This is a genomic window from Bacteroidales bacterium (genome assembly GCA_031276035.1).
Lineage (GTDB): Bacteria > Bacteroidota > Bacteroidia > Bacteroidales > BM520 > RGIG7150.
The window spans coordinates 16,972-41,103 of the sequence record JAISNV010000013.1; the positions used below are offsets into that span (position 1 = coordinate 16,972).

The window sequence follows — 24,132 nt, forward strand, 5'->3', positions numbered from 1 at the left end:
AAGCCTGTAAGTATGTGATAAAAAATTAATTATCTTTGCAATAATCAAAACATTAAAATTAAATAACAATGAAAAAAATATTAACAATAACTTTAACTGTATTTTGCGCAGTTATGTTATGCAAATCCCAAGAAAACATGAAATTAGAATTCAAAACTGAAAAAGAGAAAGCAAGCTATGCTTTAGGAATGCAACTAGGAAATAATTTTCAACAACAAGGTTTTTTGACAAATCTTAATTTTGATTATATAATTGCCGGCATAAAAGACCAGGTCAATAATCAAGCACAGATAGATATAAATGAAACAGATCAAATTTTAACCCAATTTTTTACCGAACTGCAAAAAGTACAATCATCCGGTAATATTGAAGAAGGGGAAAAATTTCTTGCCGAAAATGCAAAACGCAAAGAAGTTGTTGTAACCGAAAGCGGTTTACAATATGAAATCTTAGTTGAAGGAAACGGTCCAAAACCTAACGCAACAAGCACAGTAAAAACTCATTACAAAGGCACTTTACTCGACGGAACAGTTTTTGACAGTTCATACGACAGAGGCGAACCTTTATCATTTCCATTAAATCAGGTAATAAAAGCATGGACTGAAGCATTGCAACTAATGCCTGTAGGATCAAAATGGAAACTCTATGTTCCCTACTATTTAGGTTATGGCGAAAGAGGTGCCGGAGCACTTATCGGTCCGTATGCAACTTTGATTTTTGAAGTTGAATTACTTGATATTGAAAAATAATTAAATAATATTTCATTACGAGAAATATGCAATGAAATAATTTATTACTGAATTAACTTGTTTAATTGATTATTTCGGGGCTATATTTCTCGTAATAATATAAAAATATGAAACTTTGGGTCTTAAACTTTAAATTTCATGAAGATTAAAATAGCGACCTACTCTAATCCCGAAACTTCTATAATCTCAAAATCGAAAAAAATTTTAACTGATTTTCTTTTTGATTTTGATTTTACATTTACCGATAATGATGCCGATGTTATTTTTTTCGCATCGGGCGGTTCGGAGCAAGACGCTTTAGATAGCTTTTCGAGAACTACAGGCACAATTATCCTTTTAGCAAATTCCCGTGGAAACTCTTATGCGGCTGCTACTGAAGCATTATCTTATCTTATTGATAATGGCATTAAAGCTCATTTAATCAATATTGAAGAAGAAAAAGCTAAAGAAGATTTCCAAATCGCATTTAAAGAAAAAACTACCGGAAAATTAAAAGGGAAAAAAGTTGCTCTAATTGGCGAAGTCAGCGATTGGCTTATTAATTCGAAAGTTGAAGAAAAAAGTATTCAAAAAATCTTCGGAATCGATTTGATTCATTTACCTTGGAATAAATTACCTGATTACAGAACACTTGATATTGACGAAACATTCATAAACAATTTTGATAATATTAATCGAAATGATTTACTTGAGACATCTAAAGTTTACAGATTGCTTAAAAACATCATTTACGAATATCGACTTTCAGGATTCAGCATCGAATGTTTTCCAATGGCAAAATCGCATAAAACAACAGCCTGTTTACCACTTGCATTGATAAACGCCGAAGGTATTACTGCTTCCTGTGAAGGAGACCTTACATCATTAATCGGAATGATGTACATCAAAGAACTGACTGGAAAAATTCCCTGGCAGGCAAATTTAGCCGGTATAAATGGGAACAAAGTTTTATGGGCGCATTGTACTGCACCTCTAAATATGCTTAATGAAATTAATATTACAACTCATTATGAAACAAATTCCGGCACTGCAATTCAAGGTAAAATCAAAGGTGAAGAATGTAATATTTTTCGTTTCAACAAAACATTAACAAAACAATTCTATTGTAAAGGAAAAATAATTGCAACACCAAAACATAATTTTGCCTGCCGTACACAAATTGAAACAATATTACCTAACGAGTGTATTAATTTATTAAGGAACAATCCTTTAGGAAATCATCACTTAATTTGGATATAAAATGTTAGGAATTAAGCAAATAAAATCGTTACAACAAAGGAAGAATAGAATTGCTTACGGAATGTTTATTGCCGAAGGAATTAAAACAGTTTCGGATATAATGGACTTGGGTAGCAAACCTGAAATTTTATATTATATTGATGGCCCCAATATCCCTTTGAAAATCAAAGAACAAGGCGAACCTGTTGACCAATCTCTGATTGAAAGAATTTCTTGTCTAAAGACTCCCCCACCTGTTTTTGCCGTTTTCAAAAACTTTAAGGAAAATAATACTAAAATTGATCAACGCATTTTTTCCGAAATGATTAAAGATCATATAATTTTCCTTGATAACATTTCCGACCCGGGTAATTTCGGAACTATTATCAGAACTGCCGACTGGTTCGGATTCAAGAACATTGTTTGTTCCGAAGATACCGTTGAGATGTATAATCCAAAGGTTGTACAATCAACTATGGGTTCTATCGCCAATGTGAATATTTACTACGTAAAATCTAAAGATTTTCTCAGTCTTGCTAAAAGTTGTAACACAAAGATATACGGCACTTTTTTAAACGGTAAAAATATCAGAGAAGACCGGTTCGATGAGAATTCAGTCTTCATTATTGGTAATGAAGCAAATGGAATATCAAAAGAAGTAGAAGATTTCGTCAGTGACAGAATATTTATACCTGATAACAATCCATCAAAAATAAGTGAATCTTTAAATGCAGGAGTGGCATTTTCTATTTTATGTTACAGATTAAGATAGTTAATTTACAGACAAATATACTCCTAACTATACCGAAAGTAAATTTTGATATTTCCCAAAGTAAGATATTAAAAAAATAATATTCTAAAATTCCTATATCATTAAGAGAGATTTCGCAATTTCATTCGTTATGATTTAACACCTTTTGCCGCTACAAACCTGTCATTTCCCCTAAAATCTTTATTAATCGTAACTCCGTTAAAATATTGTTTAAGAAGAGTTATTATCTCTTCGGCAAAAAGGTTATTTATCTCTAAATACAGTCTTCCCGTATCTTTTAACAAAAAAGGTAAAGCATCAATAATTGCTTTATAATATTTTAGTCCGTCATCATTAGGAACAAAAAGCGCAAGTTCCGGTTCATAATCCAAAACATTCTTTTTCATCAAAGATTTTTCCTTTTCCAAAATGTAAGGAGGATTTGAAACGATGATATCAAACAGTTCAGTGCCACGGGTTTTTAATTCCGAGTTAAATATTTCGGGTTGCGAAAAGTTTTGTAAATCATGGCTTCTAATATGCATATTTACTCTCCAATCACTATCGTTTATCAGAAAAACATCACCATAAAAAAAATCAATATCAACACCTAAATGTTTCATATTCCGCCTTGCAACATTCAATGCTTCTTCAGAAATATCCATTCCGGAAACTTCAAAATTTTCACTTTCTAAGTCTAAGGTAATCGGAATACAACCCGAGCCGGTACCGATATCTAAAACTTTCAATTTTTCATCTGTTTTTTCAGAATCTAAAATCAACTTAACAAGTTCTTCAGTTTCATTACGAGGAATTAAAACATTCTTATCAACATAAAATTCCCGACCATAAAAATGTGCTTTATTTAAAATATATTGAATCGGTTCATTATTCATAAGCCTGCGGAAATAAACATCTAAAATCTGTTGTTGTTCCTGAATTTCATTATTTTCCATTAACAATAATCCCAATTGTTTCTCAAGAACACTTTCATATAAAAGTCTCAGAATACTTTCCGCTTCATTTTTGTCATACAACTTAGAAAGTAAACTCAAATGCTGTTTATAAATATTTCTTATCATCATAATTAATGGATGCTAAATTACAAAATTTTATTGTACTTTTGACAAATTTTAAATTTATGTACTATTTAATTATTGCTATTCTTACTGCCACTGCTATACTTTTGGCTTTTAAAATTGCGGGAAAATTCAATGCCAACAATTTACACATAGTTACAATAAATTATTTTGTGGCTGCCTGCTTGGGAATGATTATATCAATAAACCAAGGTTCAAGTATTAATTATTTTAATTATGACTGGTTTGGGTGGTCTATTTTATACGGAGTATTTTTTATTTTAGGATTTTTATTATTCGGATATTCTACGCAGAAATCAGGAATTTCGGCTACGGCCATTAGTTCTCGCGTATCAGTCATTATTCCGGTAATCTTCGGATTCTTTTTATTCAAGGAAGCAATTAATAATTATATTATCATAGGTATAATAGTAGCTATTTTAGCATTGATACTGATTAATTTACCTGCCGGAAATGCGAAGGCACTAAAAAATACGGGCACGAAGGTTAATATGATAATGTTTGTCCCTATCTTACTGTTCTTTGTTATTGGTATTAATGATACTATTATCAAAATTGCCCAACATTATCTGATAAAGAACAATGATTACTCCGAATTCATTTCGTCAGGTTTTTTCTTTTCTTCTCTAACCGGTGTTGTAATAATGTTAATTAAAAAGAATTGGAAAGTAAAACTCTCTTCAATCATTATCGGATTTATTTTAGGTATTATCAATTATATAAATTTCAGATCGTTAATAATCGGACTTGGGGAAATGCCTGTTACCGTTTTTATGCCTGTATATAATATCGGTGTTGTTGTTTTATCATTGCTTATAGGCATTATTGCTTTCAAAGAAAAAGTTTCGCCAACAAATATTATTGGTATCGTACTTGCAATTTTGGCAATAATTTTATTAACAATATGAACTTAAAAAAAATATTATTCATAATTATCTTACTAATAAGTATTACCCATTCTATGCCCGCACAAAAAACTGTAGAAATAATAGCAACAAGTGATGTTCATGGAGCTATTTTTCCTATTGACCTTGTAATGGATAAAGAAGATGTTCCGTCATTAACGCATATTTTTTCTTACATCAGAATGCAAAGAAATTTGAGCGACAGGGAAATTTTACTTATTGATAACGGCGATTACCTTCAAGGAAACCCGATTGTTTATTATTACAATTTTATTAATAAAGATGATGTTCATATAGGTGCACAGGTATTTAACGATATGGGATACGATTGCATGTGTATTGGAAATCACGATTTTGAAGCAGGGCATAGTGTTTATGATAAATTTAATAAAGATTTGAATTGTCCGCTTTTAGGCGCTAACGTTATCGATATCAAAACCGGAAAACCTTATTTTAAACCTTATGCTGTTTTTGAGCGCAGCGGAAAAAAAATAGCGGTTCTCGGATTAACAACACCCGCCACTCCTACATGGATTCCGGAAACAATGATTTCTGGACTTGAATTTCAAGATATGATTGAAGCGGCAAAATATTGGGTACCTTATATTAAAGAAAATGAAAATCCCGATTTATTGATAGGATTATTTCATTCGGGGGTTGATTTTACTTTTAATTATCAAGATTCTACAACATATAAAAACGAAAATGCAAGTTATTTGGTTGCAAAACAAGTTGACGGAATTGATGTTATCATTGCAGGCCATGATCATCAAGGGCATAATATAAGGATGAACAATGATTTCGGCAATGAAGTAATCATTGTTGCCCCAACAGCTAATGCAAAGGATTTCTGCAGTATAGAAGTTAATTTTGATGATAACAAAAAAGAAATCAAAACTCATATTTACACAACATATTCACTAAGTATTGATTATCCGTTTTTAAAAAAATATAATAATCAAATACTTGAAATTGAAGATTACTTCTTGAAACCTTTAGGAATAATCACAGAAAACATGAATGCTGTTGAAGGTGTATTTAAAAACGATGCAATCACAAATATTATTCATTCGGTACAAATGGAGGCAACTAATGCGGATATATCTTTATCCGCGCCATTATCAACATCAAGTAAAGTTCATAAAGGGATGCAAAAACGTAAGGATCTGTTTAAACTTTACAGATTCGACAATTTTTTGTATTGTATGGAATTTACCGGTCAAGAAATTCTTAATGTATTGGAATTTTCATATTGGCAATGGTTCAACCAGATGAAATCGAAAGATGATTATTTGATAAGATATAAAAACCCGAGCAAAAACCATTCTTTCAAAAAACATCCCACTACATTTACTCCGCCTTACAATTACGAATCTGCAAAAGGAATCAATTATATTGTTGATGTTTCAAAGCCCTTTGGAGAAAGAGTTAAGATTATTTCAATGGCTAACGGAGATAAATTCGATCTTGAAAAGAAGTATAAGGTAGCTGTGAATTCTTATCGGGGAACCGGTGGTGGCAAACATTTTACAGATGGAGCCGGATTAACTGCCGATGAGCTGAAAGACAGAATAATTTTTGTTTCCGAATATGATGTTAAGTATTATATTGGCGAATGGTTAAAAAAACATTCGCCGTATACTCCGAGCAAAGAAGAAAATTGGAAAATTGAACCGGAGAAATGGTTTAAAGCCGGATACAATCGCGAAAGAAATATGTTTAATCATTAATGAGCGATATTAAAGACACATATAAAACTTTAGCAAAAACATCAGAAGGATATTTTAGAGATAAAGGTAGTAAATTCTATGCTTTTGCTTATCCGGTAAATTCAGAAAAAGATATAAAGGATATTCTAAACGAATTAAAAAAACAATATTATGATGCTCGTCATCATTGTTATGCATACAGATTAGGAATTGAGAATGATGAGAGGTACCGTATAAATGAAGATGGAGAGCCATCCGGAAGTGCGGCAAAACCTATATACGGACAAATTTTATCTCACGAAATAACAAATGTACTAATTGTTGTTATCAGATATTTCGGCGGTATCAAACTTGGTGTTCCGGGATTAATAAATGCGTATAAAACAGCAAGTAAAGAAGCTATTGACAATAATGAAATTGTTGAAAGAATTTTATACGAAAATTGTAGAATCGAATATAAATATGACAATATCAACTCGGTAATGAGAATAATAAAAGATGAAGAATTAAATATTTCAAATCAAGAATATATTGATGATAAAATTATTACCACAATAGAAATCAGAAAGTCTAAAATTGGTAGTATAAAAGAAAAATTTTCGTCTATTTATAATGTTAATTTTTTTGATAATGACGATATTTCAGCATAAAGTTTTCTAAGTACATATTTTAGAATTTTTTACAAGGTAATTTTGAAAGAATAAAATAATAGTAATATTTAAAATATCAAACATAAAAACATGCTACACGCTGTAAAACAACAATATGCTTATTTTTATTCGATCTAAATAAACGATAGGAATTTATAACTTAAAGTGTATATTAACTAATAGAATTTTTATAAAAAATTCTCATATACAAAAAAAAATCTAAAGATAAAAGAGTCTGAAAGAATTTTTTTTAACTATTTTTTTATGACTTTTGCACAATAGAAAATATAAAAACTATTTTTTTAAAAGTACTGACTAATTACTAATTTTTTCAAAATTTAGAGGATATTATGAAGAAAGATTGCTTAACTGTATGGAATAATTGTCTTGCAATAATTAAAGATAATGTTAGCGCGGAAAATTTCGAGACATGGTTCAAACCTATTAAAGCAATTAAATTAGATAACAGCATATTAACTATTCAAGTGCCGTCGAGTTTTTACTATGAATGGCTTGAAGAACATTACATAGATATTTTAAGAAGGGTTGTAAAAAGAGAGATCGGAAATGATGGTCGCTTGGAATATAGTATTATTGTAGATAGTGGTGCGGATAATGTTAAGAACACTATAAATTTGCCCGCGACAAGCAAGAAGGAAACCAATAATCCATCTATATATATGCCCATTGATATCAATAACAACAAATCTTATATACCAAATCCCTTCATTATCCCCGGTCTGAAGAAAATAAAAGTAAACTCACAATTAGTCGACACATATTCTTTTGACAATTTTATTGAAGGTGATTGTAATCGTGTTGCTCGTTCGGCCGGATATGCAATTGCGGCAAATCCTGGTAAAACAAGTTTCAATCCTTTATTCATTTACAGTAATGTAGGATTAGGCAAAACACATTTAATGCATGCAATAGGCTTGCAAGTCAAAAAAATATATCCGGATAAAACCGTTCTATATATTACTGCAGAACAATTTATTCAACAATATGTTGAATCTTGTAAAACCAATAGTGTTAATGATTTTGTCCATTATTATCAAATGATTGACGTATTATTGGTTGATGATATACAAGCAATATCCGGTAAGGAAAAAACTCAAGAAACTTTTTTTCACATATTTAATCATCTACATCAGAACGGTAAGCAGATTGTTATTTCGTCTGATAAACCGCCGTTACAATTAGTTGGGTTCGAACAAAGATTATTATCCAGATTCAAATGGGGATTATCTGATGAGCTGCAGCCACCTGATTATCAAACCAGAATAGCTATTCTAAAAAAGAGAATATATAAAGACGGAATAGAGTTTCCGGAAGAAGTAATAGAATATATGGCTCAAAGTATTAATTCTAATATCAGAGAACTTGAAGGCGCATTGATATCAATAATAGCACAATCATCATTAAACAGAAAAGAAATAACACTGGATTTGGCTAAACAAATTATTGAAAAGTACGTCAAACAAAGCTCTCCTGATGTTACAATTGATTATATCTTCAAATTAGTTAGCACTCATTTTGGAATCTCAATTGAAACATGCAAATCTTCAACCCGTCGCCGCGAGATTGTACAAGCAAGGCAATTAATCATGTATCTTACAAAAAAATACACGAAATTATCTCTAACTTCTATCGGGCAGCAATGCGGAAATAAAGACCACGCCACTGTTTTACATGCATGCAAAACCATCAGCAATTTATTAGAAACAGACAAACTATTTAAAGGTCACGCCGATACTATTGAGAGAAAACTCAAACAAGTCTAAATATTATGAATAAACAAGCCGGAACATTATTCCTTATCCCGTCGTTAATCGGTGATAAACCGGCTGAAACTTGTATTCCGGAATATAATCAACAAATTATAAATACCTTATCAGATTTTATTGTCGAAGAGGAGAAATCATCATATAAAATCTTACGCAAAATAGGATTTAAAAATTCTTTCGATAGTGTTAATTTTTATCAAGTTAACGAGCATACAAAAGATTCCGATATAATTAACTTTTTAAATCCGGCTGAGAATGGTATTAACATGGGATTATTGAGTGAAGCGGGCTTACCGTGTATTGCGGATCCGGGCAATATTATTGTTAAAGCCGCACATGAAAAGAATATTAAAGTTGTTCCTTTAGTTGGACCTAATTCAATAATTTCTGCACTGATAAGCTCAGGATTAAACGGGCAGAATTTTGCTTTCAACGGATATTTACCGATCAAACCTCATGAAAAAGAACAAAAAATAAAACAACTTGAAAGGATATCGCGAGAATTTAATCAAACTCAAATATTCATTGAAGCGCCATATCGCAATATCCAATTATTTCAATCCTTACTAAAAATCTGTAATCCGAACACATTATTAACCGTTGCTTCCAACATTCATTGTTTTAATGAATTTATTTTAACAAAACCAATATTCGAATGGAATTTATTACCTTTGCCGGAAATTCATAAAAAACCAACCGTATTTTTATTTGAGAGTAACGGGTTTAAGATAAAATAATGGACTTCAAAACGAAGCGAAATCACAAAAAATTTAATTATTAGTTTTTTCACCTCGACAGATAAGATGTTATGAATCCGAAGGTTTAGATACGAATCTTAGAATTATTAAATATATAACTTATGAAAAAGATATCATTATCATTAATAATCGCAGTTCTGCTATTTAACGGATGTACCTGTCCGCAAGAGAAAGCTAAATACATCTTTTACTTTATCGGTGATGGGATGGGCTTAGCACAAACAATATTAGCGGAAAATTATCTTGATGTTAAAGCTTCTGATACTGCTACAATTCATTTGGAATTAAATGAAATGCCTGTAGCAGGGTTTTCTACTACATATTCTGCAAACAATTTGGTAACATGCTCTTCTGCAGCTGGAACCGCACTTTCAACAGGAAGAAAAACAAACAACGGGATGTTGGGAGTTAATCCGGATACAATTCCTTTAACTTCAATTGCTCAGATTCTACATGAACAAGGATATAAAGTAGGAATTATTTCTTCTGTATCAATAGATCATGCGACGCCGGGTGCCTTTTATGCACATTCCGTAAGTAGAAACGAATATCTTGATATTGCCAAAACTATTCCTGAAACCGGTTATGATTATTTCGGCGGCGGCGGATTATTAGCCGCTTATGAAGACAGCACAATTTATCAGTATATAAGTGAGAATGGTTATTTAGTAAGCAATGACAAGAGCGTCATTGATAATCACAAACTTGAAGACGGCAAATTGTATGCTTACAGCAAATTGCTCTGCGACGCAGGAGACATTCCATACTATATAGACGAACCTAAATATGAAATGAGGTTACCTTATTTCTTGAAAAAAGCTATTTCACTTTTTTCTAAACCAGAAGACAAATTTTTTATTATGATTGAAGGCGGAAAGATAGATTGGTCGTGCCACGGCAATGATGCTGCCACTACCCTATTTGAAGTCATTGATTTCAATGATGCATATAAAGTCGCTTATGAATTTTATCTAAAAAACCCAAAGGAAACTTTAATTGTAATGACTGCCGATCATGAAACCGGAGGATTAAGTATAGGACAGAAATCTACTCATTACAACAATTTTCCTGCATTACTTGAATATCAAAAGGTTTCAGAAAGCAGATTTAATGAAATTATTGATGAAATTTCCGGAAACAAACCGTCCTTGGATAACATATACAAACTAATTGAAGAAAATTTCGGTTTTAATAATCACGAGAAAAAATTAAGATTAAATCATGATGACTCTGCCCGAATCGAGTTAGTTTATCAAATGAAATTTAAACACGATAAAATTTCTTCCGATAAAATTGAAAAGTACGATATAAGAAAGAGGGAAACTCTGGCTTCAATTGCAGTAAAAATTATGAGTGAGAAATCCGGTACCGGATGGACAACAAACGATCATTCCGGAATTGCTGTCCCGGTAAGAGCTATTGGTGCTGGAGCAGAGAAATTTGCCGGATTCTATGATAATACTGATATTCCAAAGTATATCTTACAAATCGCACAATAAGGAAAAAATTTTAGAATTGATTAAGCGCATGAATTATTTTTTACGCTCTTAATTTATTGTGTGTTTAAAAGTAAAATTTTTGATTCGATATCTTAACTTCGGATATTAATTTAAAATTACCAGCTCCAATCATCCAAATTCACCTTAAACTCAAGGCAATCCTGAAGATTTTCATCAAGATTGACACAGAAATTTTTCTCAATGATCAGTTCAACAACATCAACTGGGACAACAAAATCTTGCAGTTTATCGGATTTACCTTTTTCATTTCGAATGAAGAAAGCCAAAGCCTGCTGAGTTTTCTCAGTATTAACCACAATTATTTTATAATAATATTCCGGAACAGCCACTCCCGAACCTATTGTACTCAGGTAATCTTTCAAATAAGCACCGGTAACTACGTAGATTGTATCGTACTCAACAGCCCAGTCGCGAACTTTCGCTTCCATTTTACTCCAAATCCCACGATTAAATGGTGGTACTTGAGGCGACATATTTGTATAGTAAAACGACTCATTCATAGCTTCTTTCGTACATGAGTTAGCAGCCGGAAAAAGGTGTCCTCTATCATAACCGCTTTTGGAATAATCCCTATCATTTGCGCAATTCTTATATTCAGGGTCAACTCTAAAATTATCAGTACGTTTTACGTTAGATTTTTCCAGCTCACTGCCAATCAAGCAATAAGACACCCATTCCGCATGCTTATACTTATCAATATAAGATATAGTAAATGCAGAATGTTCAATCAAAATCGCATTTTCAGTATAATCCGGTGCGGCATAATTAGTTAGAAAGTGAATACTAGAAACATTATCCTGCGCATAAATTGAGTCAACCAAAATAATAAACAGAATAAAGATAAGGAGTAAAATATTTTTTTTCATAGTAAAAACCTTATAACACGCGATATATTAATATTTAAATATTGTCTATGTTTAATAAAATTCATTTTAAAACAAAGATTTATTTGTACGATTAAGATTTTTTTCAAGAAACAATCAGGGAAAATTGTTACAACATTTTATCAAATTAATTCGTCTCATTAATCAAAAAAAATCTGATTTTTTTATTTTTATTTCCGAATTTCTTTAGCAATACGTAATAAATAACTAAGGCTGAAAAGGAAATTAACACCCCTAATAAATCGTTACCGGTAAGTTTTATTGTTAATATTAATACTGCAATTAAAATTATTACCGGATAAAGATATGAAAGCCGTGCGGCCGATAATCCTGCAGTTGTTGTCATTCCAAGTTGAACTTTCTGTCCGAGCGATAATTCCGATATATCAACATCACTATAATCTTCGTTACCTTTATTGACATTTATTGAAATTGTTTTAGTAGAAGATTCCGTCATACCGCACACTCTTTTTGCGGCACAACTTCCACAAGCTGCATTTGCTTCAATTTCAACCTTTATTATATCATCATCTATAGAAATAATTTTTCCGCAATGTTTAACAATTTCACTCATAATTTATTTCAAGAAAATTTTAACTGCACGCTCAAATACACCCGTCATATATGAAATAGCCATTCCGTAATTAGTTATAGGAATATTATTGTCAATCGATTTTTTCAGCCTATTTGCCAATTGTTTTTTTGTGAACATACAACCACCGCATTGAATAAGCAAAGCATAATCATCAATATTTTCAGGAATTTCACCGAAACCCGAAACAATTTCAAACTCAAGCTCTTTACCTGTAAAACTTCTTAACAAATTAGGTATTTTCACTCTTCCTATATCTTCGCAAGTCGGGTGATGCGTACATGATTCCAAAATTAGAATCTTATCTCCGTTTTTCAATTCGGAAATCTTCGGTGTCCCTTCCAAATATTTTTCAAAATTTCCTTTAAGTCGAGCCAGAAGAATACTGAAACTCGTTAATGGAATTTCCTGCGGAACAAGCTCATCAACATATTTAAAAACCTGACTATCAGTAACCACTAAAGCAGGTTTAATATTATAATCTTTCAAAACATTTTCCAACTCAGTTTCTTTACACACAATACTTATTGCATTATAATCCAGGATATTTCTAATTGCCTGAACTTGCGGCAATATCATTCGTCCTTCAGGTACTGCAGAGTCAATCGGTGTAACCAAAACCACCAACTCTTTAGGTTTTAGAATTCCATAAAACAAATCATTTGAATTATAAGATGTTTCGGGAACCTTCTCCAAAAGAATCTTAATAAAATCAATAATCACCGGTTTCTTAGACGAGAATAGTAATACTTTCTCCCCCGTTTCCTTTTCAACACCGGCAATAAATTCTTTCGAAGGAATATCAATATCAATCTTATTGTATATTAAAAGATAAGGAATTTCTCTATCATTAAATTTTTTAATAATATCTCTTTCCGGCTCGCCAAATTTCGAATTTGCAACTATTAAAATTGCAATATCAATTTGATCAAGTATCGCATGTGTTTTTTGAATCCTTTTAAGTCCTAACTCACCAACATCATCAATTCCGGCAGTATCTATAATAATAACGGGACCAAATCCGTGTATTTCCAATGATTTCTTTACAGGATCGGTAGTTGTACCGGGTATATCCGAAACTATTGCAATATCCTGACCTGTTATTGCATTAATAAAGGAACTTTTTCCGTTATTCCTTCGTCCGAAAATACCGATATGTATTTTATTTTCTTTTGTTTTCAATATTTTTGATAAGTTTTTCAATAAATTCTTTTGATTCTTTTACTATTGAAACTGCTTTTTCATGTGTTTTCGCTTCGGCATAAATTCTGGCAATAGCCTCTGTATTAGAACCTCTGATATGTATCCAAGAATCTTCAAAATCGACTTTCAATCCGTCATCTTCATTAAAAATTCCCGACTTAAAAAATTGTTTGATTTCAGATATAACAATTGAGATATCTTTTTTATCCTTCAATTCGATTTTATCTTTCTCCATAAAATATTTCGGATAAGACTTTCTAAGTTCAGTCATCTTTTTTCCTGATTCAACGAGGTAAGAAATAATTAAAGCTATTCCGAGTAATGCATCTCTACCGTAATGAAGTTCGGGAAGAATAATTCCGCCGTTGCCTTCGCCACCGATAACAGCATCAACTTCTTTCATTTTCTTAACAACATTCACTTCGCCTACGGCAGAAGCAAAATACTCACAGCCAAACATTTGAGTGAGATCTCTAAGTGCTCTTGATGATGAAAGATTAGATACAGTACTTCCTTTCTTATTTTGAAGAATAAAATCGGCACAAGCAACGAGAGTATATTCTTCACCAAAGTATTCCCCGTTTTCGCTCATAAGTGCAAGTCTATCAACGTCCGGATCAACAGCAATTCCTAAATCGCAATTATTACCCACAACAACTTTTGATAAATCAAGAAGGTTCTCAGCTAAAGGTTCAGCTGTATGAGCAAATTCGCCGGAAATCACACAATTAAGTTTAGTAATATTATCTTTCCTTATTCCTAATTGTTCCAATAAATAAGGTACGGCAAAACCTCCGGTGGAATTAATTCCGTCAACAGCGATTTTAATATTAGAATTCTTAATATTATTTAAGTTTCGTTTAATATAAGGAAGTTCTAATATTTTTTTTACATGAAGTTCCAAAACATCAGGTAATTCCTCAATAATACCGAAATCATTATATTCAACATATTCGAAAACACTTTTTTTAGCAAGTTTATTAATCTTCTCGCCATCGGCGGCATCAATAAACTCACCTTTATCATCAAACAGTTTTAAAGCATTCCAATTCATCGGGTTATGGCTGGCAGAAATCATAATTCCGCCATCAGTATTATAATAAGGTATAGCAACTTCTATTGTAGGAGTGGTAGTTAATCCGCAATCAAGAACATCAACCCCACTCATAATTAATGCATTAACAATAAGCGATTGAACTATTTCGCCGGTAATTCTTCCATCACGACCGACAATAATTTTAGGTCTGTCATTTTTTTCTCTTAATATTAATGCATATGCAGAAGTATATTTAACAATATCTAAAGGAGAAAGGCAATCCCCGTTAATACCTCCAATTGTACCTCTTATACCTGAAATTGATGAAATTAATGTCATGGATTTTTTCTGCAAATGTAATTTTTTTTTTTAAGATATGGTAATGTTGAGCATATTTCTGCAATATAATAGTAAACTTTATTTAAAATTTTAAAAGTATGAAGAAGTATATTATTTATTCAATCAGTATTATTGTTGCAATGGTTGCGGCAATAAATTCGGTTTTTGCTCAATATAATGAGTCAGATATTATTATTACAGAAATTCTGTATAACCCTCCCGGCACAGATTCATTGGAATTTATTGAAATTTACAATTCCGGAACTGTTTCATACAATCTCAACGGTTACAAATTAACCGGTCCGTTTACATATACATTCGACAATATTACAATTCAACCAGGCACATATTATGTGCTTGCTAACGATTCGGCTATAATGCGTAACGCCTTTGGTATTATTACAGGTCAATGGGGTTCGGGGAGTTTGGTTAATACAAATAAAATGATTAAGATTGTTGATAACCAGCAAAATTTAATCGACAGTTTACATTATCAAAACACACTTCCGTGGCCTGCAGTAAACAGCAGTAGCGGCGGTCCTTCGATAGAACTGAATAATATGTTTACAGATAATTCCGATGGAAACAAATGGAAATTTTCGACAAAAATTGGTGTTATGCTGAATAATGGAAATTATCTGTATTGTACGCCGGGCGCATCAAACACGCCATATATTCCTGAAGCAGAATTCAGTGTTCAAAACAGAATTATTCCGATCGGAAGTAACACAAGTTTTCAAAATAATTCTTTCGGCGATAATCTGATTTACAACTGGAGTTTTGAAGGCGGTAATCCTGGCATATCTACAACGCAAAATCCGACAATAACTTACTCTAATTACGGTATTTTTGATGTAAGTTTAAATGTTGTAAATGAAGCCGGAACAAATTCCCGCACAAAGGAAAATTATATTGGAGTTTTACAAACCGATTGTAATATTGTAAATTCATTTCCCTTAGAGGAAAAGTTTACCTCAAACCCACAATGCTGGATAATTCAAAGTGTTAATGGCATCGGAGGATGGGAGCTTTGCAATAATTTCGGTATTGATGACAATTATTCAATAAAATTTGATTGTACAAGCTTACCTGTAGAAACAACAAGCAAAATTATTACCCCGAAATTAGATTTATCAACTTTGCAATTAGCTTATCTACATTTCAACTATTTCGCCGAAATCAGTAATAGTTCTCCTGCAATTTTAAAAGTTCAAGAATTATCATCCGAACTAAACATAATAAACTCACAAGATGTTGAACTTACGAATGGATTATGGAGCACTTATAACAGCGAATTAAACCTTGGTACAGCCTACATTATTATATCAGCTATCAACAAACCGGGTAATACAAATATTTATATTGACAACTTCTCCATCAGTAATTCTCCGGCAAATTCGGTTAAAGTTTCCGGTACTTTAGTCGACATCTACAACAAGCCTGTTAGTAATTTATTGATCAGTGCAGGAAATGACAGTTATGCACACACTAATTCGGATGGTTACTATGAAATTTTTATTGAAAAATCTTGGTCAGGAATTATCAGGGCGGAAAATCCGCAATATTTATATTATCCGGAGTATCATCAGATATTTAATATCGAAGAAAATGTTGAAAATTTAAACTTTGAGGCAGCATTATTACCAAGCGGCTGGATTCACAATAAAACTATGGATTCGCATTCGTTTTGTATTTTGTATGATGCATTTCCATCTATAAATGAGATAACCACCGGTTCATGGATAGGTATTTTTTATAAAGATAATGATAATATTGAAAAATGCTGTGGAGCAGTTGTTTACAAATCACCGGGCACATATTGTCTAAATGCGTGGGGCAGAAATTTATTTACAGGCGATGAGGGTTATTCAGAAGGTGGAGAAATTATCTGGAAATTGTATGATGCTTCGGATGGCACTATTTTCGATGTTGCCGTTGAATATTCATACGGACCGAACGTTTTTCAAAATGACGGAGTTAGCATAATAAATAGTTTCAGTATTGACGTAACAACTCAAACATTAATAATCCCTGAAGGCTGGAGTGCAATATCATCATATGTGATTCCAAATAGTTTGTCTCTTGATAATATTTTTAACAAACATCTTAATCAAATTGTTGCAATTACTAATGACAACGGCATTTATTTACCCAATAATCCAAACAGCACAATAAGTGATTGGGATAGTGAAACCGGTTGGTTAATAAAAACAAATGAAGATATTATTGTGCCATTTAATGGAGGTTCAAACAGCAATTTAAGTGTAACTTTTCCTATCGGCTGGACATTATTTCCGGTAAAAACAGACGTTCCGGTGCAAATAACCGAATTATTTGCAGACATTCTTAATGACATTGATATTATTAAGGGTTATGGTTATAATGACATTTATATTCCAGGAATTTCTCCGAGTTTTGAATTAATTCCAGGAAAAGCATATAAAGCCCGATTAAACAAAGAATCTAATATAATTTTTAATCTCGGAGGTAAGGCCGGTTCCCCGATTATCTACAATCAAGATGAAAATTCGGAAAAAAACATTTACGGGAGTATAAGTCTAACATCATCTGACCATGTGTTTGTTTTTAACGATAATCAGGCATTGATTATCGGGGATAGAATATATGCATACACAAATAACGGACTTTGCGTAGGTGTTGGTGAGGTAAATGAGAATAAAACAGCTATATTTAAAGTATATGGCGACGATTTTATAACTAATTTTATTGACGGTTTATATGAAAATGAGAAAATAAATTTTAAAATAACCCGTGATGACAAAACATATATTATTAATGTTCAGTTCGCTTCTAATACTATTAATTATGATTATTTCGTACATGATGGCATAAGCTATGTTTCAAAAGTAAAAATTAATTTTGACGGATTAGAAGAATATAAAAAAGTTATAAATATTTATCCAAATCCTGCAAAGGATGTAATATACATTGAATTGGAAGAATTACAAGCACAAGATAACTTAATTGATACAATTAACATTTACGATTTCACTGGAAGGTTAATAAAAACGGAAAGCATATCTTTCAAAGAGAAAAATAAAATATTTGTAGGAGATTTAACAAACGGTATTTATATTATTAATTGTGGAAATTATAATGTCAGTTTTGTAAAAGAATAAATATCATAATAGAACACGCATTATTTTAATTTATATTCTTCTCTAAATTATTCAAGTCAGTCTGTCGGGCATACTAATGTCCGACATTCTTTATTTTAATAATGGGAGAAAATAATCTTGCCACATTATTGTTGCTTGCAAAATAAGCATGTCTTCACCATTCTTTGTGAAGCATTTCTTATCAATCCCTTTTTGAATAAATAAAGTAACGTTAGTATTGTACACCAAATCATACATTAAAGAATTTTCCTTAATTAATTCAAAAGGAAATAAATCAGATAAATCGCATGTATTTCCAATAGTACCGCAAGGGGTAGTATTTATAATAATATTATATTCATTAAAATCCAGATATATTAAATCATCATAAGAAATAATCTTATTTTCAAATAACATATACTTAAAATTGTCGGAATTACGAGAAGTTACGAGATAATCAATATTAGAATGTTTCAAGGCATAAGCAACAGCTTTAGCAGCGCCTCCGGAACCAAGAATCAAAGCTTTTTTATGGAAATCTTTTTTTATTCTATCAAATGTAATTTTAAAAGCAATCCAATCCGTATTATATCCTGTCAGTTTTTTATTCTCATCAATCACAACACAGTTAACAGCCGCTATTTCAGCGGCAATTGGAGAAAGATTATCTAAATATTGGATAATTTCAGTTTTGTATGGAATTGTAACATTGAAACCTACCAAGTCGTCGTATCCGGAAATAATACTTTGAATTTCCATAATATCCTGAACATCAAAAATATGATAATTGATATTAACATTACTTTTTTTTGACAAATAATTAAATATTTCTGGTGATAGTGAATATGAAATATTTTGACCTAAAAGTCCTAATGTTGCCATCTCAAGAATTCATATTAGCAATAAGATCAGATATAACCGGATCGTTTACAAAGTTTTCAAAATGATCGTATAGGAAATCAAATAAAGCGGCATCACTATTTTCGACATTAATAAATAAAGCATATGATTCTTGTTTATTACCTGTATAATAATAACATGCACACAACAAATACTCCGCTTGCATTTTATCTTCGCCAGACATATCGGGTAGATTTTCTTCCAATATACCAATTACATCATTGATTCTGTTTTCTTGTAAATAAAAAACAGCTATTTCCAAATGACATTCAAAAAGTGTAGGATCCAACTTAACTGCTGTTTTGAAAGATTCTTCTGCAAGCTGAGTGTTATCAAGATTAAGACTGATATATGCTTTCAAAGAATAGAATTCACTTATTTTGTCATCACAATCAATAGCTTTTTGAACAAAGTCGGCGGCTAAATTATAATTAGAATATTTAAAATATGTTTTTGCCAAAAAGTAATAGGCATATTCATAATTATTATTCAAGCTAAGCGCCTTCTTCTCATACTCAATAACGTTTTCATAATCTTCAAGATAAAAACAACACTCGCCTAAATTTGCATAAACGGCAGCGTCTTCTTCATCATACTTTAAAACTTCGAGATAAATCAAATAAGCTTTATCATATGCACCTTTAATGCAATATAAGTTTCCGAGATTAAAGTATGTGGCAATACTTTCCGGATTAAGGGCCAATGACAATTCGAAAGCATCGATAGCATTATCAATTTCATCCTTTTTTATATATACCGTACCCAAAGCAAACCAGCCCGCAGATGAATTCGAGTTGACCTTATCCAAGTAATCAGTAAAAACCTCAATAGCCTGATCTTCTTCTTCCAACATTTCCCAGCAAAAACACATCTCAAAAACAACAAAGTCATTTTCAGCATCATCTAATAAAAACTTCTTAAAATGAGTTATAGCTTTTGTATATTTATTAGTAAGCATAAAATATTTTCCCGAATAATAATGAAATTCCACATTATGCGGATAATATTTTAATGCCAATGACAAAGCATAATGCATCATTGACAATTTGTTATTATTTAGGCAGAATTTGATAATACATTCGAATTCATCTTCCGACCAATAATACTGTTGTTTGGTTTTATAAGCTGAGAAAAATTGTTTAAGAAGATATCTATTGAACTCAGCATCAAGATTATCGTCCTTTCTTAACATTTGCTTTTATATAAAGAATTGTTGTATTGGGTTGTCCATTGGTAAGTATAGATATATTCTTATTTTGAAATCCATATGTACCTTTAGAGTCGAAAGTTATATCAATATAATTTACCTCACCCGGTTTAATCGGTTCTTTAGGATAATTTGCAATTGTACATCCGCAGCCTGCTTTAGCGTTTGATATAATCAAATCGGATTTTCCTTCATTTTTAAATTTAAAAGAATATCTAATACTCTCGCCCTGCGACACATCTCCAAAGTCATGTACGGTTTTATCAAACTTAATTATCGGTAACTTACTAAGATCGGCTTCTCCCGAAGCGGTTATCGGATTATGTATTAATGCACCGGATACTTTTTTATCATTTTTACACGACACACATAAAGCCGTGATTAAAAGTAAACTTATAATAAATATTTTATTTTTCATAATAACAAATTTATATAATTTAAAGATCACTTATCAGAATTATCTGACGATCTATTTACAAGACCACGTCCTGTTTTTTTAATTTTACCTTCTTCCAGCAAATAATTATATGCTGAATCTAACACGCCATTGATAAATGTTTTACTCTTTGGTGTACTAAAAATTTTAGATATATCGATATATTCATTCAAAGTAACTCTTACCGGAATATGAGGAAAATGTACAATTTCGGTAATTGCCATAATAATAATAAGAACATCCATTGCCGATATTCTATCAGGATCCCAGTTTTTAGTAAATTTATTAACTATCTGAGTATATTCTTCTCTATGAATAATAACTTTCGAAAATAAAGATATTACAAAATCTTTATCTTCTTTTTCATCGGATACGCCGCTAATTGCTTTAAAAATTTCCTGCAAGGGTGTAAATTCATCATAACTTTCTTTATAATCATCAATAAATTTTGCCATTAAGAAATTCATCATACAAAAATCGGTATACCAATACATGTTTTTTGTTTCATAAAAATCAATAAAAAAATCGTCTTCATAAACAAAATCATTATACAAACAGATTAAAATATCTTTATCATTAGCATAACTATCTTTTCTTTCAAGATATTTTGCATACACCTCAGAACTTTCAAAATTATTCGCCAATCGTCTAAATGCCTCAATATTTTCAATCCAAGAGACTTTATAGTATTTAATCAACTTCACAACATCTCTGTTTTCTTTCCATTGAGTTAATATTCTATTATTAACGAATCTATAATTGGGATTTAAATCTTTTTCCGTAGGTAAGAATTTTCTTTTCCTATCATCTAATTTCTGCGACATAAGGTCGGCGAGTTCAATAGCAACAGATATCTGCCATACAAACAGCTCCTTTGTTTTTTCAATACTAGAAAGCAATTCCTTCTCTCCTTTGATTAAATTATCATTTTCCGAAAAAATGAAAGCATAAAGAGCTTGTAAGACTTTTATTCTGAGTTGGCGTCTATTTAGCATAATATTTCAAATAACAGAATGCAAAGGTAATCTTTTTATACTAAGCAGCCAACACTTTGTAAGAGCTTTTTTTAATTTTAGATTTTTTGGGTGAAATGTTATCAAATATCCATCAAGAATTGTAAATTTGCAGTTGAAATCAAAATTTAAATATGATGGAAGAATTCAACAAAGCAGAACAAGCGGACTTTGCTAGAGGTGAGGATGTTGTGTCGATACCGGTTAGAGCGGGCAGACGTACATATTTTTTTGATCTGAAAAAAACCAAGGCAGATAATCATTATTTAGTAATAACGGAGAGTCAGAAGAAATTTGACGATTCACAGTTAAAACATACTTTTCAAAAGCAGAAGATATTCGTTTACAAGGATAATCTATTGAATTTCGCAAAAGCTCTAAACGCTATTATTGATTATACAAAAGAAAATATAGGATTGGAAGAAGAAATTGAAAATCATAATGAAAAAATGAAATTTTCAAATGATATTTCCGACGAAGATTTTCTTAAAGAGATTGGACTTGAGGAAACAGATAATTAGCAAAGTACATTTATACGGAAAATATTTTAAGTATATATTTAATTTAATATGACAAAAGTTATTGCAGTTGCCAATCAAAAAGGTGGAGTGGGAAAAACAACGACAGTTGTTAATTTAGCAAGTAGTTTGGCCGTGCTTGAATATAAAAGTTTGATTATTGATGCTGACCCGCAAGCTAATGCTACGATAAATTTGGGTTGCGATCCTCGTAATATTGATAAAAGCATTTATGAGTGTTTGATTGACGAAATAGAACCTCAGGAAGCTATTATTAAAACCGAAACGCCTAATTTAGACATTTTACCTTCAAACATTAATTTGGTAGGTGCTGAAATAGAATTAATTAATATCACCGAGAGAGAATACAAACTCAAAAAAGTTATTGATAAGATTAAAGAAAATTACGACTTTGTTTTTATCGATTGCTCACCTTCATTGGGTTTAATTACTGTGAATGCACTAACCGCAGCCGACTCCGTAATAATTCCGGTTCAAGCAGAATTTTTTGCTCTCGAAGGATTGGGAAAATTACTTAATACTATTAAGATTATACAGTCGAGACTTAATACTTCGTTAGACATAGAAGGTATATTGGTTACAATGTACGATAAACGTGAAGTTGTCAGACGAAATGTACTTGAAGATGTAAAAACACATTTTCAACAATTAGTTTTTGATACTATAATAAGCAGAAATATCAAATTAGTTGAAGCGCCGAGTTTTGGTAAAACTATTATAATGCACGATGCAACAAGCACCGGTGCAGTTAATTACCTAAATTTAGCAAGAGAAATTTTAATGAAAAACAATTTAATATCTAAAGAAACAGTATAAATAAATGGCAAATTCAAAGAAGAAAGCTTTAGGTAGAGGATTAGGAGCAATATTGGAAAACCCTAATACTGATATCACAACCAAGGATATGTCGGGCAATTTTGTTGTAGGAGCGGTTTCCGATATCGCCTTGGAGCTTATAGAAACAAATCCTTTTCAACCAAGAACCGAGTTCGAAGAAACAGCATTAGCAGAATTAGTCGAATCAATAAAAGAACACGGTATAATACAACCTGTTACTGTAAGAAAAATCGGCAACGATAAATATCAACTTATTTCCGGAGGAAGGAGATTTAAAGCTGCCAGCATACTCAAACTTGAAACAATTCCTGCATATATTCGAGTTGCAAATGATGAACAAATGCTGGAAATGGCATTGGTTGAAAATATTCAAAGAAAAAATCTCAATCCTATTGAAATAGCATTAAGTTATCAAAGATTAATAGAAGAATGCAATCTCACTCAGGATGAACTTAGTACAAAAGTCAGTAAAGACAGGTCAACAATCTCAAATTTTTTGCGTCTGCTGAAGCTTCCCGATTTAATTCAAAGCGCACTAAAAGAAAATAAAATTACAATAGGTCATGCTAAACCTTTATCAGCTATTGATAATGAGGATGTCGCAATTGATTATCTCAGAATTATTCTTGAAAATAATTTATCTGTCCGTGAAACTGAAAAGCTAATAAACAGCAATAAAAGCAAAACGACAAAAAAAACATACGGAAAAATACCGCAAGTTCTTTCTGTACGCATGGCAAATTTTCGTCAGAACTTTTCAAACAAAACAGGCCTTGATCTTAAAATAAAGGTAGATAAAAATGGCAAAGGATCAATTACAATTCCTTTCTCATCTGAAAAAAAGATTGAGGAGTTTATGAAATTATTTGAAAATGAATAA

22 protein-coding genes are annotated in these 24,132 nt (G+C 31.4%); 13 read left to right on the plus strand and 9 right to left on the minus strand.

Annotated features, from left to right (window positions below):
- Positions 1 to 137 precede the first annotated feature (137 nt).
- The 3 genes from LBP67_03395 to LBP67_03405 all read left to right on the plus strand — a co-directional run bounded on the left by LBP67_03395 (position 138) and on the right by LBP67_03405 (position 2,739).
- Positions 138 to 749: an FKBP-type peptidyl-prolyl cis-trans isomerase gene (locus tag LBP67_03395; protein MDR2084020.1), complete on the plus strand. Its 612-nt coding sequence runs from the start codon at positions 138 to 140 to the stop codon at positions 747 to 749.
- 138 nt (positions 750 to 887) lie between these two features.
- Complete coding sequence (locus LBP67_03400) at positions 888 to 1,988, plus strand: hypothetical protein (GenBank protein MDR2084021.1); 1,101 nt, start codon at positions 888 to 890, stop codon at positions 1,986 to 1,988.
- A gap of 1 nt (position 1,989) precedes the next feature.
- A complete protein-coding gene (locus LBP67_03405; protein MDR2084022.1) occupies positions 1,990 to 2,739 on the plus strand; it encodes an RNA methyltransferase in 750 nt (249 codons plus the stop codon).
- A gap of 128 nt (positions 2,740 to 2,867) precedes the next feature.
- Here the strand turns inward: LBP67_03405 and prmC are convergent, their stop codons facing one another.
- The gene (gene prmC / locus LBP67_03410; protein ID MDR2084023.1) at positions 2,868 to 3,803 is read right to left on the minus strand and encodes a peptide chain release factor N(5)-glutamine methyltransferase; all 936 of its coding nucleotides are present in this window, start codon (positions 3,801 to 3,803) and stop codon (positions 2,868 to 2,870) included.
- Positions 3,804 to 3,859: 56 nt separating this feature from the next.
- Between prmC and LBP67_03415 the strand changes: the two genes are divergently transcribed.
- The 6 genes from LBP67_03415 to LBP67_03440 all read left to right on the plus strand — a co-directional run bounded on the left by LBP67_03415 (position 3,860) and on the right by LBP67_03440 (position 11,126).
- Positions 3,860 to 4,726 (plus strand): EamA family transporter, encoded by an 867-nt coding sequence (locus LBP67_03415; protein ID MDR2084024.1) that lies wholly within the window; start codon positions 3,860 to 3,862, stop codon positions 4,724 to 4,726.
- A 53-nt stretch (positions 4,727 to 4,779) separates the two neighbouring features.
- On the plus strand, positions 4,780 to 6,453 hold the full coding sequence (locus LBP67_03420; GenBank protein MDR2084025.1) for a bifunctional metallophosphatase/5'-nucleotidase: 1,674 nt from the start codon (positions 4,780 to 4,782) through the stop codon (positions 6,451 to 6,453).
- Positions 6,453 to 7,082: a YigZ family protein gene (locus LBP67_03425; GenBank protein ID MDR2084026.1), complete on the plus strand. Its 630-nt coding sequence runs from the start codon at positions 6,453 to 6,455 to the stop codon at positions 7,080 to 7,082. The genes LBP67_03420 and LBP67_03425 overlap by 1 nt, the downstream gene beginning before the upstream one ends.
- Before the next feature lie 350 nt (positions 7,083 to 7,432).
- Positions 7,433 to 8,866: a chromosomal replication initiator protein DnaA gene (gene dnaA, locus LBP67_03430; protein ID MDR2084027.1), complete on the plus strand. Its 1,434-nt coding sequence runs from the start codon at positions 7,433 to 7,435 to the stop codon at positions 8,864 to 8,866.
- A gap of 5 nt (positions 8,867 to 8,871) precedes the next feature.
- Positions 8,872 to 9,606, plus strand: coding sequence for an SAM-dependent methyltransferase (locus LBP67_03435; protein ID MDR2084028.1), 735 nt, complete (start codon positions 8,872 to 8,874; stop codon positions 9,604 to 9,606).
- Between the two features lie 122 nt (positions 9,607 to 9,728).
- Positions 9,729 to 11,126, plus strand: coding sequence for an alkaline phosphatase (locus LBP67_03440; protein MDR2084029.1), 1,398 nt, complete (start codon positions 9,729 to 9,731; stop codon positions 11,124 to 11,126).
- A 116-nt stretch (positions 11,127 to 11,242) separates the two neighbouring features.
- Here the strand turns inward: LBP67_03440 and LBP67_03445 are convergent, their stop codons facing one another.
- The 4 genes from LBP67_03445 to glmM form a co-directional block, all read right to left on the minus strand.
- The gene (locus LBP67_03445) at positions 11,243 to 12,013 is read right to left on the minus strand and encodes a DNA/RNA non-specific endonuclease (protein MDR2084030.1); all 771 of its coding nucleotides are present in this window, start codon (positions 12,011 to 12,013) and stop codon (positions 11,243 to 11,245) included.
- 145 nt (positions 12,014 to 12,158) lie between these two features.
- Positions 12,159 to 12,605, minus strand: a complete 447-nt coding sequence (locus LBP67_03450; protein MDR2084031.1) for a SoxR reducing system RseC family protein — start codon at positions 12,603 to 12,605, stop codon at positions 12,159 to 12,161.
- A 3-nt stretch (positions 12,606 to 12,608) separates the two neighbouring features.
- Positions 12,609 to 13,805, minus strand: coding sequence for a [FeFe] hydrogenase H-cluster maturation GTPase HydF (hydF, locus tag LBP67_03455; GenBank protein MDR2084032.1), 1,197 nt, complete (start codon positions 13,803 to 13,805; stop codon positions 12,609 to 12,611).
- Positions 13,786 to 15,201, minus strand: coding sequence for a phosphoglucosamine mutase (gene glmM, locus LBP67_03460; protein MDR2084033.1), 1,416 nt, complete (start codon positions 15,199 to 15,201; stop codon positions 13,786 to 13,788). The genes hydF and glmM overlap by 20 nt, the downstream gene beginning before the upstream one ends.
- Before the next feature lie 98 nt (positions 15,202 to 15,299).
- Here glmM and LBP67_03465 point away from each other — a divergent pair, with 98 nt between their 5' ends.
- A complete protein-coding gene (locus LBP67_03465) occupies positions 15,300 to 18,341 on the plus strand; it encodes a lamin tail domain-containing protein (protein MDR2084034.1) in 3,042 nt (1,013 codons plus the stop codon).
- A gap of 90 nt (positions 18,342 to 18,431) precedes the next feature.
- Here LBP67_03465 and LBP67_03470 read toward each other — a convergent pair whose 3' ends face one another.
- Genes LBP67_03470 through nusB form a run of 4 tightly spaced genes read right to left on the minus strand, consistent with a single transcriptional unit; the run spans position 18,432 to position 21,858 of the window.
- Entirely contained in the window at positions 18,432 to 19,202 is a 771-nt protein-coding gene (locus LBP67_03470) for a shikimate dehydrogenase (GenBank protein MDR2084035.1), read from the minus strand.
- Position 19,203: 1 nt separating this feature from the next.
- On the minus strand, positions 19,204 to 20,412 hold the full coding sequence (locus LBP67_03475) for a hypothetical protein (protein ID MDR2084036.1): 1,209 nt from the start codon (positions 20,410 to 20,412) through the stop codon (positions 19,204 to 19,206).
- Complete coding sequence (locus tag LBP67_03480) at positions 20,393 to 20,845, minus strand: DUF1573 domain-containing protein (GenBank protein ID MDR2084037.1); 453 nt, start codon at positions 20,843 to 20,845, stop codon at positions 20,393 to 20,395. Before LBP67_03480 ends, LBP67_03475 begins: the two co-directional genes overlap by 20 nt.
- Positions 20,846 to 20,871: 26 nt before the next feature.
- On the minus strand, positions 20,872 to 21,858 hold the full coding sequence (gene nusB / locus LBP67_03485; GenBank protein MDR2084038.1) for a transcription antitermination factor NusB: 987 nt from the start codon (positions 21,856 to 21,858) through the stop codon (positions 20,872 to 20,874).
- Positions 21,859 to 22,010: 152 nt separating this feature from the next.
- Here nusB and LBP67_03490 point away from each other — a divergent pair, with 152 nt between their 5' ends.
- The 3 genes from LBP67_03490 to LBP67_03500 are packed head-to-tail and all read left to right on the plus strand — an operon-like array spanning position 22,011 to position 24,132.
- A complete protein-coding gene (locus tag LBP67_03490) occupies positions 22,011 to 22,397 on the plus strand; it encodes a PUR family DNA/RNA-binding protein (protein MDR2084039.1) in 387 nt (128 codons plus the stop codon).
- Between the two features lie 48 nt (positions 22,398 to 22,445).
- The gene (locus LBP67_03495) at positions 22,446 to 23,231 is read left to right on the plus strand and encodes an AAA family ATPase (protein MDR2084040.1); all 786 of its coding nucleotides are present in this window, start codon (positions 22,446 to 22,448) and stop codon (positions 23,229 to 23,231) included.
- A 4-nt stretch (positions 23,232 to 23,235) separates the two neighbouring features.
- A complete protein-coding gene (locus LBP67_03500) occupies positions 23,236 to 24,132 on the plus strand; it encodes a ParB/RepB/Spo0J family partition protein (protein ID MDR2084041.1) in 897 nt (298 codons plus the stop codon).